Raw genomic sequence first — 16,322 nt, forward strand, 5'->3', positions numbered from 1 at the left:
GACAATTCTGCCAACACCTCAACTTAATGACATTTCAATCAATCGAAGCGATGACGGCGTCGGCAGCAGATAGAACTCCCAGTCCAGCCACCGACCATCCACTGTGAAGGACGTCCGGGCCAAGAAAACCTCGTCGCTGACCTGTGCCTGTTCGACAATAACGGACTGCATGATCGGACCCAGCATGTCCTCATAGATCTGTGGTGGCTGCGGCTCGCTCGAAATCTCCAGCCATTTGGCCCAGCTATTAATGAACGAACTGCTGATGATATTGCCGGTTTCCTGAAGGCAGGAACGTCCCATCTCATCCAGCGTGCACGTCGTCCCCGGCGGCTGATGCATCAGAATATCGACGAGTTCGGAGGCTGTGGTGCGGGACATCACCATGAGCGAGTGACCGTGCAATTGGCTCGATAGCTCAAGATGCAGCGCGACCACGCTATCGGAGGCTCGATCCGGATCATATATCCGGCTCAGCGGGATGCGTTCAAAACCTTCAGTCGTCAGCTTGACTCCGCGGTGCAGCCACTTTGACATGGCCCGCGACGCGTCGAACGCTCCGTTGATTGCGATCGTGTGGAGCGCATTCTTGCGAAGTTCCTCTTCCGAGGAGCGACTCCGCATGATCTTCATCGACTCCGCCGATGGAAGGAACAGAAAGTACCACTCCATCTGACGTCCGTCCAGCTCAAACTCGGTTGTGGATACGAGCGCTTCATCACCGTTTGTGGCCTGGCCGATCAGAAGTGGTTCAATTACCGCGCATGCCAGATCGTGGACGACGGTGGGCGCGGCTGGAATGCAGCCGATACGCAGCCAGTTCGCAATGCAATTGGTAAACGAGCTTCCGACGATGTTACCGGTTTCCTGGATGCAGGATGCCTCAAGCTCGCCGATGGCTTTTGACGTTCCCTCGGAGGCGCCGATCATTAAATCGACAAGCCGAAGTGCTGCCATCTCTGGAAACACCAGCAAGACATCGCCCGTCAAATCACCCTCAAGGCGCAGATGCGCAGCCACGACCGCTGCATCGGGCGAACCGGCGCAGCCGGCGACATCGGCGATCGGCATCGTCGCGAAGCCGTCTGAAGTCAGGCGGACGCCGCGTTTGAACCACTTCGACAGGGCTCGCGATGCGTTGTATGCGCTGTTGATTGCGACGGTTCGCAGGGCGTCAGCGATTTCGGCTTGTTTCGATTCAAGCGCAACCGGCATGTTCGAGCTCCTGTTTCCGACTTAGAGATTGGGACCCGGACGAGGCAACGATCGGAGCGACGCCCGCTTCCGGTTGTCCTGCCGCCGCTAAAGCCGGCATGTGGGCACTTCGCGTCACGACCGACCCGTCCTCGCTCCACTCTCGATCCGGATTTTCGCCGGACTTGGAGACAAACATCGTCATCAGCGAGGCTGCATCGAGAATCAGTGAGACCGTGCCATCGCCCATGATCGATGCGCCCGTGACACCCGCGATGTTTCGGAAGTTTTCGGCGATGCTCTTGATCACCACGTCTTCCTGACCGATTAATTCGTCCACGACAAGGCCGATGGATTCGCCCTGCGACTTGATGATGACAAGCGTGATCTGCGGCTCACGACGGGCGACTGTCCGCATTTCGTTCGAGCCGACGCTGAATACTTCTTCGAACAGCGCAACCGGGATCACACGATCGCGTACACGCACCACGCGCTTTCGCTGGATCGACTGAAGCGACGATCTCGACACGGTAATGATCTCGGCCACGGAATCGAGCGGAATTGAATAAACGAACTCGCCGATCCGCGCGATCAATGCCGTCACGATGGCCAGCGTCAGCGGCAGCTTGATGGTGAATATGGTGCCCTGACCTTCGACCGTGTCGACCTCGACGGTACCGTTGATTGAGTCCAGCTTGCTGAGCACGATGTCCATGCCCATGCCACGGCCGCTCAGATCGGTGACCTTCTCCGCGGTCGAGAAGCCCGGCTTGAAAATATACTGTATGAGTTCCTTGTCCGGCATTCGCTCAACGTCAGATGCGGTCGCCAGGCCGCGTTCAAGAACCTTGCGCCGTATCCGATCAACATTGATCCCGCGACCGTCGTCCTTGATCTCAATGCAGATGTGCCGACCGCGATGGTAGGCATCGAGCGTCACCGTGGCGACCTCGGGCTTGCCGGCGCTGATTCGGTCTGCCGGCAGTTCGATGCCGTGATCGACGCTGTTTCGAATCATGTGGGTCAGCGGATCGCCCAGTTCATCGATCATTCGCTTGTCGAGTTCGGTGGATTCACCGCGAATCACGAGTTCGACGTTCTTTCCGGTCGACTTTGCGATGTCGCGAACGACTCGCTTAAACCGTTGAAAGAGCGGACCGACCGACACCATCCGGGTTTCCATGATGCGCTTCTGCATGCCGTCGGACACGCGCGTCAAGGCGTGGAGCGCTTCCGAGAAGTCGTTCATGGCCGTCCGGCCTTCGTGCATTCGCTGAATCGCGCTTCGCACCTGATCAAAATCGAGTGACACGTGAAGCAGTCCCTCGCGAATTTCGTCCAGCGTGCGGGCGTCGCGCGGTGTTGCCTTCGCCTGTCCGAGACCGGCCTCCAACTGCCCGAGTCGATCTCCGATGTCATCGATGAGGTAGTTCAGATTCTGCCCCTGGAAGATTGGATCCAGTCGCCCGTGAATCTGTGAGAGCCGTGCGCGATTGATGACAAGCTCCCCACCCAGGTTCATCAGTTGATCCAGGCGCTCAAGGTCTACCCGAATCGTCTCACCCACTTTGGCAGGCGTCTTGACGCCGCCTGTTTCCGTCGGCGGCTTCGCGGACGAATCTTCACCGGCGCCTGTCGCCCTCGCCGTCGCGCCGGTTGCGCGGGCGACGGGCCGGTTCGAATTTACCAGGTCCGGCGAGGCCGCACTGACCGGCGCGGTGGATTTCGTCTCAGCCTGCGGAACAGCACTCTTCTGATTGTCGGCCGATTCCTGACAGGATTGTGCACCTTGCGACTGAACCTCACCTTCGCGAACGACTGTCACGGACTGAGCGTGATAGGCTTCGATGCATCGCTTGAGCTCTTGAGACGGCATGGACGTGCGGACGGTAAACGTGATGCGATCCAGAGTCTGGGTGCCGTCAAGGCTCTCTACATCAGGCGAGGTCGCAAGCACATCTCCGACTTCTCGCAGCTTGTTATGAATCAGGTACGACTGAATCTCGCTCTCGACAAAATCGCTTGGAAACACCACGGTGACGACGGCGGTGAACTCATCGCCAGTCGCATCGTCTTGGATTTCTCCTACCGTAGGCTCGACGATTTCCGGTGAGCAGGCTCTGTCAACATCTCCTGACGGCGTTACGATGTCGTCGCCGGCTGCCGACGCCGACTCGGCCGTTGGCAACTGGTCGCACATCTGGATTTCAGCGCACGTCGCGTCGGGCTCGCATGACCGTTCAAGCCAACGATCAAATACTCCCACGGTGCCATCGACCGTCAGTTCCGAGAAACAGTCCTGCTTCATCAACAGGATGTCTGCGCGGACTCGATCAACCGCGCCGAAGACCGCCTGCATCAGCGGTTCGTCCAGGATCAAGGCGCCCTTGCGAACCTGGTCCAGCACCGACTCCATATCATGAGTCAGATGGTACAGCGCCATGCAACCGGCAGCGCCGGCCGCGCCCTTGATGTTGTGAGCGCATCGAAAGACGTCGTTGATCGCGTCGAGATCTCCACTCGACGTCTCAAGTGTCAAGAGGCGCTCGTTCAACTCATCGAGCGTCTCAAGCGTCGTTTCGATGAACAGCTGCGCCAATTCAGAATTTTCGAAGACCATGCTTCCTGCGCTGATTGCTTCCGTCGGCAGAGCGGCCGGGGTCGATGCCATGACAGGCGTCGATCGCGTCGGGGCGGCACGCTTGCCCGCGGACTCGACAGTCCCGATCCGGGCAGCGGAGGTTGAGGCGGACTGCGGCTCAGGATCGACCAATGCATCGGACGCGATACGAGGCTTGGAATCGACGGGAGAGTTGAGGATTGCATCGAGACGGCTGAGCGAAACTTCAATCGCAACCGGCACCGACCCGGAATCAGAGAGTTCCTTGATGAGCGCCTTGAGCGTGTCGAATACACCGAAGAGTGTCTCAATCGTAACCGAATCCAGTTCGCGTTTGGCCATGCGAACATGATCGAAGAGCGTTTCCATTCGATGGGTCAGCTCTCGAATCTTGTCGAAGCCCATCGCTGCCGCCAGTCCCTTGAGGCTGTGGGCGGCACGAAACATTTCGTTCATTCGCGCCTGATCCGAGGGCTCGCTCATTGAGATGTGACTGGTCTTGGTTTTCTCCTCGAATTCGAGGAGGCCCGCGTCCAGCATCTCGAGGTATTCCGGCGCTTCGTCGAGAAACCCGGCCATCAACTCATCTGATATTTCGGGGACGTAGTCGCTCACGCGTTCACCAGATTCATTCTCGTTTGTGCGCCGGACTGGCCGGCGGCCGGTCGCCAATAGGTGCCGGGCCGCAGGTAATCCAGCGTCATGTATTGGTTGAGTTCCGGAATGGTCCGTATGGGATCGACGTCACCAATGATCAGGTAGCCTCCAGGGGCCACCGCGTCGATTACATTGCGAAGCACGGTTTTCTTCATTTCAAGATCGAAGTACATCAGCACGTTGCGCAGGAAGACAAGATCGAACCTGGCGCCGGGAAAACGATCTCGCAGGTTGTGAAACTGAAATTTGACGAGGCTCTTGAGCTCGTCGCGCACCTGATATCCGCCGGATGTTCGATCAAACCACCTTTTCACCCGGTCCGGTGTCGTGCGCGAAACCGCGTAGTCGGTGTACAGACCTTCCCGCGCCTGATCGAGCACGTTTTTGCTGATATCGCTGCCGATGATGCTGATTCGCCATGAATCGAAATCCGGCAGATTTTCGCGAAACATGATCGCGGTCGTGTACGCTTCGGCCCCGGTGCTGCTGGCCGCGCTCCATACTCGAATGGAACGCTCTCCCTCCGATTTTTGCCGGACGAAGGACGGGATCAATTCATCCTTCATGCTTCGCCACAGCGCATCATTGCGAAAGAAGTAGGTTTCGTTTGTCGTGACCGCGGAGAGGAAGTGGGCCTCCTCCTGTTCGAAACCCTTGCGCGACTGAATCAGTCGGAAGTAGTCGTCGAAGGACTCCAGGTTCAGCGCTCGAAGGCGCTTCCGGAGACGATTGCTCAACAGACTGAGCTTGCTCTCTTCAAGATGGATTCCGGTGTGACCATAGATCACTTTCGCGAACCGCTTGAATTCTTCTTCTGTCAACTTCACGAGGTCCACTTGGATTCTCACCTCTGCCGGATATTTCTTCGCCGACAACGGTTGCTCGGGCGCATCCGGTCGCCGCCGCATTCAGTACGACGGCGACCGGTGCGGGATTCCGTTCAGTCAATTACCAACTCTTGCCTTACCGCGCGCCGGCCGGCGCGGGCTGACGAACGCCCTTGACCTTGGAAGAGTTGGTGGACGGACCCGGCGCGGGCTTTTTCGAACCGGTCGTCGAACCGACATTGAATGCGCCAACCAGTTCCTTCAATTGCAGGGCCTGTCCGGACAATTCCTCGGACGAGCCCGCCATTTCCTCGGCGGCGGACGCATTGTTTTCTGTCACCGACGCAACGTTCTCAATGGCAACCTTCACTTCGTTGGCGGTCGACGCTTGCTCGCCCGTGGCATTGGCAATCTGAGCGATGCCGTTGGCTGTCTCGGCGACACCTTCAATGATCTTCTTGAGCGCCTCGCCGGTCTGTTCGCTGAGCGACGCGCCCTCTTTCACGCGCTGAGTCGATTCCTTGATGAGTGTCGTGATTTCCTTTGCGGCCTGACTCGACCGTTCCGCCAGCTTTCGCACTTCATCGGCAACGACCGCAAAACCCAGGCCATGCTCGCCGGCGCGGGCAGCTTCGATTGCCGCGTTGAGAGCAAGGAGGTTGGTCTGTGCGGCAATCTCGCTGATGACACCGATGATCTCTGCAATCTGCTCGGCGGACTTGTCGATCAGCTTCATGGCCTCGATGTTTTTCTGAACCGCCGCGCCCCCGTCTTCCGCACGCGTGCTCGTCTGCTTTGCGACGTCGTTGGCGTTTTTCGCGTTATCGGCGACGGTCTGGATCATCTTGTTCAGCGCCTGGATCGATGCTGACATCTGCTCAACATTCGCCGACTGGGTCTGCGCTCCATCGGACAACGAGGTCGAGCCTTCGGCCACGACACGAGCGCCTTCCGTGAATTGCTCCGCTGATTCGGCGATCTGAACGATGATGTCGCGCAGTGAGCTGATCATGCGCTGCAGGCCTTCACCGAGCTGGCCGACCGGATCCTCGCCGGAGACGGTGATCTCGGTGGTCAGATCGCCGGCAGCCGCCGACTGAACGCTGGTGAGGAGTTCGTCGACTTTCGCCCGCAGTTCCATGGCATTTCGTTCGTTCTCCTCAGTCAGGCGCTTCTGCTCGGCTTCCATTGCCAATTTGGCTGTGATGTTCTCCCATGTGACCATGGGGCCAAGGTAATCGCCGTTTGCGTTGTAAATCGCGCTCACAAGCAGATCGAGTTTCTGTTCGCCGAGAGAAATTACTGCGCGATGAGGGAAAGCCTTGGGATTGGACAGGATGTTTCGCTGATGCGCGGGATTCTTGTGGAAGACGTCGACGTTCGCTCCGACGATCTTGTCAATCGGAATCGGCAGCAGGTGCTTGATCGGCTCGAGCGCCTTGACCGTCGCCGGATTAACATAGGTGATGGTGAGATCCTTGTCGGCCAGCATGATATTAATCGGCGCGTTGGTAATCATCGCGGCCATCTTCTGGGCCTCGAATTCCGACAGCTTCTTGGAGGTCACGTCCATCGCATACTTCACGACTTTGCAGACCTTGCCGTTCTGGTCGAAGATGGGGTTGTAGGATGCCTGGATCCATACGACCTTGCCGCCCTTGCCGAGGCGCTTGAAATCGCCTGAGAAATACTTGCCACGAGCAAGCGTCGGCCAGAACTCGGCATACTCCGCGCTGCCGGCATAAGTCGGCTCAACGAACATCCGGTGGTGCTTGCCCTTGATCTCGTCCAGCGAGTATCCGAGCGTCTTCAGGAAATTCTCATTGGCGGTAATAATTGTGCCATCGAGTTCGAATTCGATGATGGCCTGCGTCAGATCCAGGGCTTTCATCTGACTCGAGTAATCGTTGAACTTCTCCTTGAGTCCGAAATCCTCCGTGGCGTCTTCCCAGGTCACGACGTAGCCGGCAACCTCGCCGGATTCATCGCGGAACACGTTGGTCTCGAGCGATAGCGTGGTGGCGCCCAGCTTGACGTCGGTCTTGACGGGAAAACCGCGGGGATTCGAGAGCTGCTTCTGGTATTCTCTGGCTCGGTCGCCGTGCAGGCGATCGAGTGAGGCGCCGATGATCTCGGTCACAGACAAACCGAGTTCCTTCTCGAAGGTTTCTTCGATGCTGCGGAACGAGGATTCCGACCGCTCGTTCATGTAGATCAGCTTTCGATCGGCGTCGGCCACGAGCACATTGGCGCCGAGGCCGTCCACCACCGCTTGAATGCGCGTGAAGGCGGTCGACATGTCGCCGCATCCCGTCACGAAACCTGAAAACCGATTCTTGATCCCGCCCGTTGTCTTGCTCTTATCAGATGCCATGTTGACGCCTCGTTTATTCGTGCCCGTGTTGAACAATCGACTATTCATGAACAACCCGACCGAGTCGGGCTGAAACCCGCCTGTTACTGACCCGCTTTGCCGGCCGCCTTATCAATCTGAGCATCGTCTTCGCGCGTCAGGATCGCGTGAATGTCGAGAAGAATCAGCAGCTTGGATTCGAACTTGATTAATCCCTTGATGTAAGCGTGATCGATGCCCGCAATACTCGACGGAGCCGGCTCGAGCTGCTCCGCCCCGATCCGCAGCACCTCGTTGACGGCATCGACGACGATCCCCATCGTCTTGTCTCCGACGTTGACCACGATGATTCGGGTGTGTTCATCGGATTGACCGCGCGGCAGACCGAATCGGGTCCGAAGGTCTACGATCGGAATCACGTGACCGCGCAGATTGATGAGCCCGCGAATATAGTCCGGCACCTCGGGCATCTTGGTGATGTGGCCGAGCAGGATGATCTCCTGCACGCGCATGATGTCCACCCCGTACTCTTCGTTGCCAATCCTGAAACCGACGATCTGCGTGGTTCCTGCCCCGTTCCCATTGGAGGCGTTCGCGGACGAGCCGGAAATCGCCGCATCCGTCGGTCCGATGGATTTGTCTGATTGAGGTACTTTCTGCTTCGGTTCGGCCAGTGCGGTTGACATGCTGACGGCTCCTGCGATGAACGCCAACGAATCACTTCCGGGCCGATCCAGTGTCGATCGACCACGGCTGTTCATCGCTTCATCGTTTCACGGACCGCCGCGCTTTATAACGAAACATGGAATAGTTCATTATTTGGCGATTGCGGATTTAGACTCAGTGCGTTGAGTCAATCGTTGTTGATTCAAGTCCAATGAAACAGGAATCGGGACCAGGTAATTTCTGCCGCCCAGACGACACGCGTCCGTCGTTTGCCAAGAATCGGACCGCCCGTCGCGCCGGTGCGGCAAAGTAAGAACATCGTCGAAGCTCAAGCGTGCCTATCAAGCGGCGTCCCGCGATCAATTCCGCCCTGCGACAGTCGGATAACATCGCGTGCTTGAGCCCATATCGCCTTGATCCCCCACCCAAGCTGTCGTCCGATTTGATTAGCCTGAGGCACATCGACTCAAGCCATCGATTTCCCGGCTGGAATTCCGCCGTTCGCCGTTGCGCTTGCTTTCAGCGCGGGCCGCATCAGAATAGGGAAATATCCTCTGATTACAGAGGCGTCATGAACGCTTGTCAGGAGCACAAAGATGTCGAAATCGAATTCCACGGCCTTGTTTGTGGTGATCGTCTTGACCGGGGTGTCCGCATGGGCCGCCCAAACCCTTGGCGGACCGGAGGATCAGCCATCTGCCGCAACAACCGCCGGTCCGGTCGCGATCGTTGACTTCGTTCGCATCTTTAACGAATGCGAGCAGATCCGAGACCTGAACGAAGTCCTTCGAAAACAGGAGGTAGACGTTCAGACCGAGGCCAAAACACGGCAAAAGGTCATCGAGGATAAGCAAATAGAGTTAAGCGCCTTCCAGCCCGGCACGCCAGACTTTCATCAGCGGCGCCGGGACCTGATCCGGCTCGGCACGGAGGCGAATGTCTGGCTGAAAGTGAAAGAGCAGGACCTCGAAGCCCAGAAGTTCGATTGGACAAAAATCGTGTATGAAAAGGCGTCGAAAATCGTCGGACAGATTGCCAATGAGCGCGGCCACTCCGTCGTTCTCCAGTACAAGGCGTTCAGCCCCGACGACACCGATCAGTCGCTCGCTTCAATCCGTCGAATGATCCAGGAGCGGGCGGTTGTCCACGCCGACCCCAATATCGACATCACGAATGAGGTGATCCGGCGTATCAACGAGGCGTACCGTGCCGCCGGCGGCAAGAAGCAACTGTCGCCTCCCAGCGAATCCGGGAACTAGGAAGGAACTTCAAACCACGATGATAGAACAACGATCGTTCACGATCGCCGAACTCGCGTCCCTTTGCGGAGCGACGCTCGCAGGTGCCGGCGACTATGGCCATAACCGAATTTCGCGGGTGGCGACATTGTCGCAAGCGGATGAAACCTGCGTGACGTGGATCGCGAACGCGAAGTATGCGACGCAACTGGCAACTACACGCGCCGGTGCGGTCATCGGCCCGGCCGAGTTGGTCGCCGCGCATCCGCGGGGCATGATCGTTCAGGATGCCGATGCCGCCGTGGCTGACGTGCTTGAGGCATTCTATGTCGAACTCGATGCGCCATCAGAAGGCGTTCATCCGACCGCGATTGTTCATTCGTCCGCCACCATCGGCGAACGTGCGCGAATCGGTGCGTACGCGGTGATCGGTCCGTATACCAGAATCGGCGCGAGGGTGACGATCTACAATGGCGTGAGCCTTGGCCGTCATGTCACCGTCGGCGAAGACAGCGTGATACACGCCCGATGTGTCATCTACGATTCCTGCACCCTCGGCCGCAGGGTGATAATCCACGCCGGAACCGTGATCGGCGCCGATGGCTTCGGGTACATATTTCGTGGTGGACAACACCGAAAACTGAAGCATATTGGGACGGTCGAAATCAACGACGATGTGGAGATCGGGGCCAATTGCTGCGTGGATCGCGGCAAGCTCGGACCCACGCGCATCGGCCGTGGGTGCAAGATTGATAACCTCGTTCAGATCGCTCATAATGTCCAACTGGGTCCGTTGAGCATTCTGGTCGCCCAGTGTGGGATCGCCGGCAGCGCGCAAACCGGTACGGGTGTGGTGATCGGCGGCCAGGCGGGAATTCGAGACGGCATCACACTCGGGGATCGAGCGCAGATCGCGGCGAGAACCGGAGTCATGGCGGACGTGGATAGCGGTCAGACGGTACTTGGAAATCCGGCTCAGGAGCACCGTGCCGCATTGCGGGAAATCGCTGCTGCCCGAGAGCTGCCGCAGCTCCTCAAACGAGTTGCGGCACTCGAAAAACGAGTGAAGGAACTTGACGGCGCAACAAACGATTGATTCCCATGCCGAAGTCCGCGGGCGCGGGCTTTTCACCGGTGAGGATGTGGTTGTCCGCTTCAAGCCGGCGGCACCCGATTCCGGCGTCACTTTCGTGCGCCTCGATGGCGCCGCCTCCGCCCGAATCAAGGCGCATGTTTCAAATGTCACCAAACGCGCTCGTCGCACAGCCCTCCGCAACGGAACGCTCGCCGTCGAAACCGTCGAGCATTGTCTGGCCGCACTGCATGGCATGGGCATCGACAATGTTGACGTGGAGATGCAAGGCGGCGAATTACCCGGCGGCGACGGCAGCAGCCTCTCATTCGTCAATGCGATAGAGTCTGCCGGAATCAGAACGCAGGAAACGCCTCGCCGCCCGATTCGAATCAACGACACAATCCGCGTTTCTGAAGGCGACGCCGAACTAATCGCGGTGCCGACCGAGTCAGATTCCCTCGACATCCTCTACGACCTCGATTACGGGCCTGAGTCTTCCATTCCACGGCAGTTTCTGGCGGTCCGGGTTACCCACGATTCCTTCTGCAAGGAGATCGCGCCCGCGCGAACGTTTCTGCTCGAAGAAGAAGCCCGTCAGTTTCAGGCGGCCGGCCTCGGAAAGCACCTCACCTATGCCGATGTCGTCGTCATCGGGCCGCAGGGCGTCATCGGAAATCAGTTTCGTTTCCCGGACGAATGTGTTCGCCACAAGATTCTTGACCTCATCGGGGACATTTACCTGGCCGGAAGACCGCTCTACGGCAAGATCATCGCCACCCGCAGCGGCCATTCCCTGAACCACGAGCTGGTCCGCAAGCTCCTGGAGGCCGTTGAACGAAGAAACCGGAACGAACGAATCGGCTCCAAAGCCGCGATTGATTCGACGCAACTCCATCGGATACTGCCGCACCGGTTCCCGTTCCTGCTGATCGACCGCGTCCTCGAAATCCATGGGGACCGCCGGGCGGTCGGAATCAAGAACGTTTCCATCAACGAGCCGTTTTTTCAGGGCCATTTCCCGGCCCAGCCGATCATGCCGGGCGTGTTAATAATCGAGGCCATGGCCCAACTGGCCGGCATTCTGCTTTCCCAAAAGCTGGAGCACGCCGGAAAAATCGCGGTTTTGCTCTCCATGGACCATGTCAAATTCCGCAGGCAGGTCGTTCCGGGAGACCGCTTGGTTTTGGAAGTGGAAACGCTTAGAGTCAAGGCCCGGACGGGGCATGTCCGAGCCGAGGCGACTGTCGAGGGTTCCCTCGTCGCCCAGGCTGAGATAAAGTTTATGCTTGTTGATGCGGAGACGGGTGCGTAAGCCAATCGCGCTTTAGACAGGGTGTGCCGTGATCGGCACGCCGGCCCTGCGCGGCCATTGTCCAGTTCGCGATCGTTAAGAAATGTTGAATGAGCAAGATCGCCCCAACTGCCACCATTGATCCCCGTGCCGAAGTTGCTTCGGACGTCGAGATCGGCCCGGGTTGCTACGTGGGTCCGAAGGTCCGCCTCGGGCCGGGTAATCGGCTCCTTGCCAGCGTCACGATTCTCGGAAAGACGAGGATCGGCGCCGGCAATACGTTCTATCCCCAGTCCGTCATCGGTGCCGCCCCGCAGGACCTCAAATATGACGGCGCTGATACCGAGCTGATCATTGGCGATAACAACATCTTTCGAGAATCCGTCACCGCCCACACCGGCACCGAAGTCGGCGGTGGCGTCACTCGGATCGGAAACGGCAACCAGTTCCAAGTTGGCTCGCACCTGGCTCACGACGTCGTCGTCGGCGACAACTGCATTCTGTCAAACCTTGTGCAGATCGCCGGGCACGTCCACATTGAGGACCGCGTCGTAATCAGCGGACTCGTCGGCGTCCAACAGTTCGTCACGCTTGGCCGCAACTGCTTCATCACGGGCGCAGCTCGCTGCACCGCGGACACGCCGCCTTATGTGATTTACGGCTATGACGGAATCATCCAGGGCGTGAATGTCAAGGGACTCGCCCGCTGGGGATTCCCGGAGGCATCCGTACAGCAGCTCCGCGAATTGACCAAGATTCTGTATCCGCGAAAAAGCCAGATTCCGAACGAATTCAGGGCCAGAAGCCTGTACGGTCTATTCCCCTGGCGCCGCAAGGAGAGTGACGTCGCCGCGACACTGGCTAAGCGCCTCCGCGAAGCGGAAGCTCGCAAGTTCAGTGACGAGCACTGCCGCTATATGCTCGAGTTCCTTGATCGTTCCATTCACAAAGGTGTACACGGCCGGTATCTGGAGTCCCTTCGACGCGACGGAACCCAGCCCAAGCCGCGATTTTACCAGCGTGATGAAAAAAACGCCGTCGTCAATGACCTCAATCCCGCCGATCTCGGCGTGATGCGGAGCGATCCCGCGTGAGTTCAAATCCACTGCGCGTCGCCGTCGTCGGCGTCGGCCACATGGGCCGCCACCACGCGCGAATCTACTCCGAACTGCCTCAGGCCGAGCTCATCGCCATTGTCGACCACGACCTTGATCGCGCCGGCAAGTGCGCGGCAGAGTATCGCACCCAGCCAATCCGCTCCATCGACGAACTGCCCGATGTCGTCCAGGCAGTCAGTCTGGCGGTCCCGACGATTCACCACCGCCGACTTACGGAACAACTTTTGAATCGCGGTATCGCCGTGCTTTGCGAAAAGCCCATCGCCCCAACGGTCGAAGATGCCGAGGCCATGCTGAATTGCTCGCGTCGCACCGGTTCTCTCCTCACCGTCGGTCATACGGAACGGTTCAATCCCGTCGTGCGCGCCCTGTCGCGACTTGATATCTTGCCCAAGTACATTGAAACCACCCGGATCAGCCCTTTTCGCTTTCGCTCGGCCGATATCGGCGTCGTATCGGACATGATGATTCACGATATCGACATCGTTCTGCATCTCGTCAAATCGCCACCCGCACGCATCGATGCCGTTGGTGTGAATGTGCTCGCCGGGCACGAAGACGTCGCCAACGCTCGCGTTGTTTTCGGCAACGGGGCGGTTGCAAACCTCGCTGCCTCACGATTGGCACTCAAGACCGATCGCCGCCTTCGCGTCTTCAGTGAGACGGCCTATCTCTCGGTGGACTATCAGCGCAAAACGGGAATTGTCATAAAGCGAGATGCGAACCTCGATATTCTCGCGCTGGCAAAAGACAAGGATGTGGACGATCTTTCCCAAATGGCCAACATCGACTTCGGCGAACTGGTCAAGGTCGAGCCGCTCCTGGTCGATGATGTCGAGCCGCTCCGGGCCGAGTTGGAGGCCTTTCTTCACTGCGTCGCGACCGGCGTCCCGCCGATCGTCACCGCCGAGGACGGGGTCGCGGCGGTCAAGCTCGCCACCGACATCGTGACAGCAATTCAGACGCACAAATGGGAAGGCTGACGACGGCCGGGTGATCTGCCACCCGCCGCAATCGATTGTGCACGGGACAAGCTGACGATCTCGGGCATCGATTCGATCCTGTTTGAATGGTTGAATCACCGGGGTCGTTACTTGCCAGCCCCGGACAATGCCGCCTCTCCGGCATCACTCTTCTGTTGTTTCGTCGTCAGCAGGCCGTTGAGTCGGATCTTCAGCGTTTGAAAAATCTTGTCCAGTTCCCGCTCGTAACGATCTCCGGGGTTTGCCGCAGTGGCTGTCTCATGCGGGGAGGAGGTTTCGACGGCAGATTCTTCGTCCCTTCGCCGCAGGATTAGGTTGGCGCTTTTACGGCAGTCCTTCAGAATGGCCATTGCGGACTCAATCTGGGAGTCCTTCAGCCGAGCCGCGGCCGTTCCACCACCTACGGCAATAGCGTCATGCGAGTGGCGAATAATCCATCGCCGGACGTAGGCCTCCCACATATCTGGCATGTGCGATACATTCTTTAAGCCAAATGTCTCGTCGTCGGCACTCCACCAACGGGGATATTCACCGTTTCCGAATACCCGCGCGCGCTCCATGAAGTCTGCGAGTTCTCCAGCATCGAATTGATTATGGTAAACCTCGGCCCATTCAGCCCCCGACACCACCGTCCCGCCCCCAATGTACCGACCCATCGCGAGAGGGCCCGCACTCGGATCATGATGGATCCTATCGACGGCGGGAAGCCCCGGTGGAACACCGAGAATATCCGGCCCCAATTCTGAAGGATGTTCCTTGCGATCGAACTCCACTCTGTTGAACACGATTGTTTCGCCACCACCCTTGGCAAATTCAGTTACACAGCGTACCGGCCACCAGCGTCCATTGACGCGCTTATGCTCGGCTTCAAGGTGTTCATGAAGCTCGCGTGAGCCGTCGCGCCCCCGCACAAAGGTCTTGATATCCACAATCGCATGGTCTCTAGCCGGATCTATGCGCCATGCAACAACTGGAAACGAAGACTTCGAATCAGGTTCAGCCTTGATGGAGCCCACGACTTCGACGATGCCGTCCACGTTTCTCTCAGACCACTGGTAGTTTCGTCCCTGCAAGTCCGCAAGCCATTGCGACGGCGATTTCTCAGAATAGGCCCGTGTCCACAAGCCGGCGCATCTGGGATCAAGCAGCATATTCGGCCCCGGCCCAATAATGTCATCTGGGTACTTGAATTTCCGGCGACCGATCAAGGTCGTGCCGCCATCCTGGATGCCCCATTCGTCTTGGCCACCATTTACCCTCACGATTCGCATCGGCGAGCAGGTAAACCGCACACCGAAGCGAGGTCCCGCATTGTAATCAGGATACGCGACGATTCCATCTTCATCACCGTGGTCAACCCAGAAGACGGTGTCACCGGCAAATCGAGCCTCGTAGCGACGCTTCGCAATGCGACGCCCACCAGCAACCTCGGCCTGATACTCATAATCGAAGTACGCGGTTGTGAAATCCATGCGACGACTATAAGCACGTGCTAACGACTCTGGCACAACGTCAACCGGACCTGCAGCCGATATCACAGCGACCAGGAAGCATAGTTCAAGAAACATAAGAAGTTCTCCCAGGCACAATCAATGGAAAAACGAAAATTGCCGGTACTCTGAAACACTGCCCCGCACGAGCGGCAATTCAATCCACTTCTGTTCAACACACTAATTCTGCCAAATGCAACACTCGCGAGTCGTGCTCTGCCAACTATCGACTACACAAGTACTCACTTTTTGTGGGAAGCAGTTCATTCCCGGTTCCCCGCCGCACTCCTGTTCGGCCGAAGCCGTCAGACAATCGTAAACATAGCAACAATCTTCGGTACAAGGTTCGTAACAGAAGTAACAAGGGGTTTCGGGTCCACAATACGGAGGATTGGGAGACTCCACGCCAGTGTTCAGCACGGTAAATGCCGGCACCACCATATAGTAGCCACTGGCGCATTTGTCATCACTTTCGCACTTACACTTTACTTGGGGCAGTACCGCCACTGGGAGGTCGCACGAATCAAAATCCATGATCGGATTCGACAGACAACGCTGTCCAGTCAGACAGCTACTTGGTGGACACGCCTTCAGGTTACTGTGGATCGACGCCATCCCCACCAACAAAATTACTGCTGCGACTGCTACGCAACGTTTCGCCGCCATTTGAGTTCCTCCATTTAATGTTGACCATGAGCTTCCTACCATCCCAAGACAAAAATCCTCAGGACACGTGAGGCGTATTGGTAACTATCAAATAGCGTCGGCTGGGTTGAATACTGCGTTTTCAGCCGAATTCTAGCACGATAT

The 16,322-nt window shown here is 57.9% G+C and carries 11 protein-coding genes; 5 read left to right on the forward strand and 6 right to left on the reverse strand.

What is annotated here, in order from left to right:
• Positions 1–18: 18 nt before the first annotated feature.
• From KF841_07545 to KF841_07565, 5 genes are all read right to left on the reverse strand, one after another.
• Positions 19–1,215 (reverse strand): chemotaxis protein CheC, encoded by a 1,197-nt coding sequence (locus KF841_07545; protein ID MBX3395207.1) that lies wholly within the window; start codon positions 1,213–1,215, stop codon positions 19–21.
• The gene (locus tag KF841_07550; protein MBX3395208.1) at positions 1,199–4,429 is read right to left on the reverse strand and encodes a chemotaxis protein CheA; all 3,231 of its coding nucleotides are present in this window, start codon (positions 4,427–4,429) and stop codon (positions 1,199–1,201) included. The genes KF841_07545 and KF841_07550 overlap by 17 nt, the downstream gene beginning before the upstream one ends.
• The gene (locus KF841_07555) at positions 4,426–5,298 is read right to left on the reverse strand and encodes a protein-glutamate O-methyltransferase CheR (GenBank protein ID MBX3395209.1); all 873 of its coding nucleotides are present in this window, start codon (positions 5,296–5,298) and stop codon (positions 4,426–4,428) included. Before KF841_07555 ends, KF841_07550 begins: the two co-directional genes overlap by 4 nt.
• 136 nt (positions 5,299–5,434) lie before the next feature.
• The gene (locus KF841_07560; protein MBX3395210.1) at positions 5,435–7,672 is read right to left on the reverse strand and encodes a PAS domain-containing protein; all 2,238 of its coding nucleotides are present in this window, start codon (positions 7,670–7,672) and stop codon (positions 5,435–5,437) included.
• Positions 7,673–7,755: 83 nt separating this feature from the next.
• On the reverse strand, positions 7,756–8,337 hold the full coding sequence (locus KF841_07565) for a chemotaxis protein CheW (protein MBX3395211.1): 582 nt from the start codon (positions 8,335–8,337) through the stop codon (positions 7,756–7,758).
• 576 nt (positions 8,338–8,913) lie between these two features.
• Here KF841_07565 and KF841_07570 point away from each other — a divergent pair.
• The 5 genes from KF841_07570 (at position 8,914) to KF841_07590 (ending at position 14,022) form a co-directional block, all read left to right on the forward strand.
• On the forward strand, positions 8,914–9,576 hold the full coding sequence (locus KF841_07570) for an OmpH family outer membrane protein (GenBank protein MBX3395212.1): 663 nt from the start codon (positions 8,914–8,916) through the stop codon (positions 9,574–9,576).
• Positions 9,577–9,595: 19 nt separating this feature from the next.
• Positions 9,596–10,651: a UDP-3-O-(3-hydroxymyristoyl)glucosamine N-acyltransferase gene (gene lpxD, locus KF841_07575; GenBank protein ID MBX3395213.1), complete on the forward strand. Its 1,056-nt coding sequence runs from the start codon at positions 9,596–9,598 to the stop codon at positions 10,649–10,651.
• The gene (gene lpxC / locus KF841_07580) at positions 10,629–11,942 is read left to right on the forward strand and encodes a UDP-3-O-[3-hydroxymyristoyl] N-acetylglucosamine deacetylase (GenBank protein ID MBX3395214.1); all 1,314 of its coding nucleotides are present in this window, start codon (positions 10,629–10,631) and stop codon (positions 11,940–11,942) included. The genes lpxD and lpxC overlap by 23 nt, the downstream gene beginning before the upstream one ends.
• An 89-nt stretch (positions 11,943–12,031) precedes the next feature.
• The gene (lpxA, locus tag KF841_07585; GenBank protein MBX3395215.1) at positions 12,032–13,015 is read left to right on the forward strand and encodes an acyl-ACP--UDP-N-acetylglucosamine O-acyltransferase; all 984 of its coding nucleotides are present in this window, start codon (positions 12,032–12,034) and stop codon (positions 13,013–13,015) included.
• Entirely contained in the window at positions 13,012–14,022 is a 1,011-nt protein-coding gene (locus KF841_07590; protein ID MBX3395216.1) for a Gfo/Idh/MocA family oxidoreductase, read from the forward strand. The genes lpxA and KF841_07590 overlap by 4 nt, the downstream gene beginning before the upstream one ends.
• Before the next feature lie 107 nt (positions 14,023–14,129).
• Here KF841_07590 and KF841_07595 read toward each other — a convergent pair whose 3' ends face one another.
• The gene (locus tag KF841_07595) at positions 14,130–15,590 is read right to left on the reverse strand and encodes a hypothetical protein (GenBank protein ID MBX3395217.1); all 1,461 of its coding nucleotides are present in this window, start codon (positions 15,588–15,590) and stop codon (positions 14,130–14,132) included.
• Positions 15,591–16,322: the final 732 nt, after the last annotated feature.

Source organism: Phycisphaerae bacterium (genome assembly GCA_019636475.1).
In the GTDB taxonomy this organism is placed as follows: Bacteria; Planctomycetota; Phycisphaerae; order UBA1845; family UTPLA1; genus JADJRI01.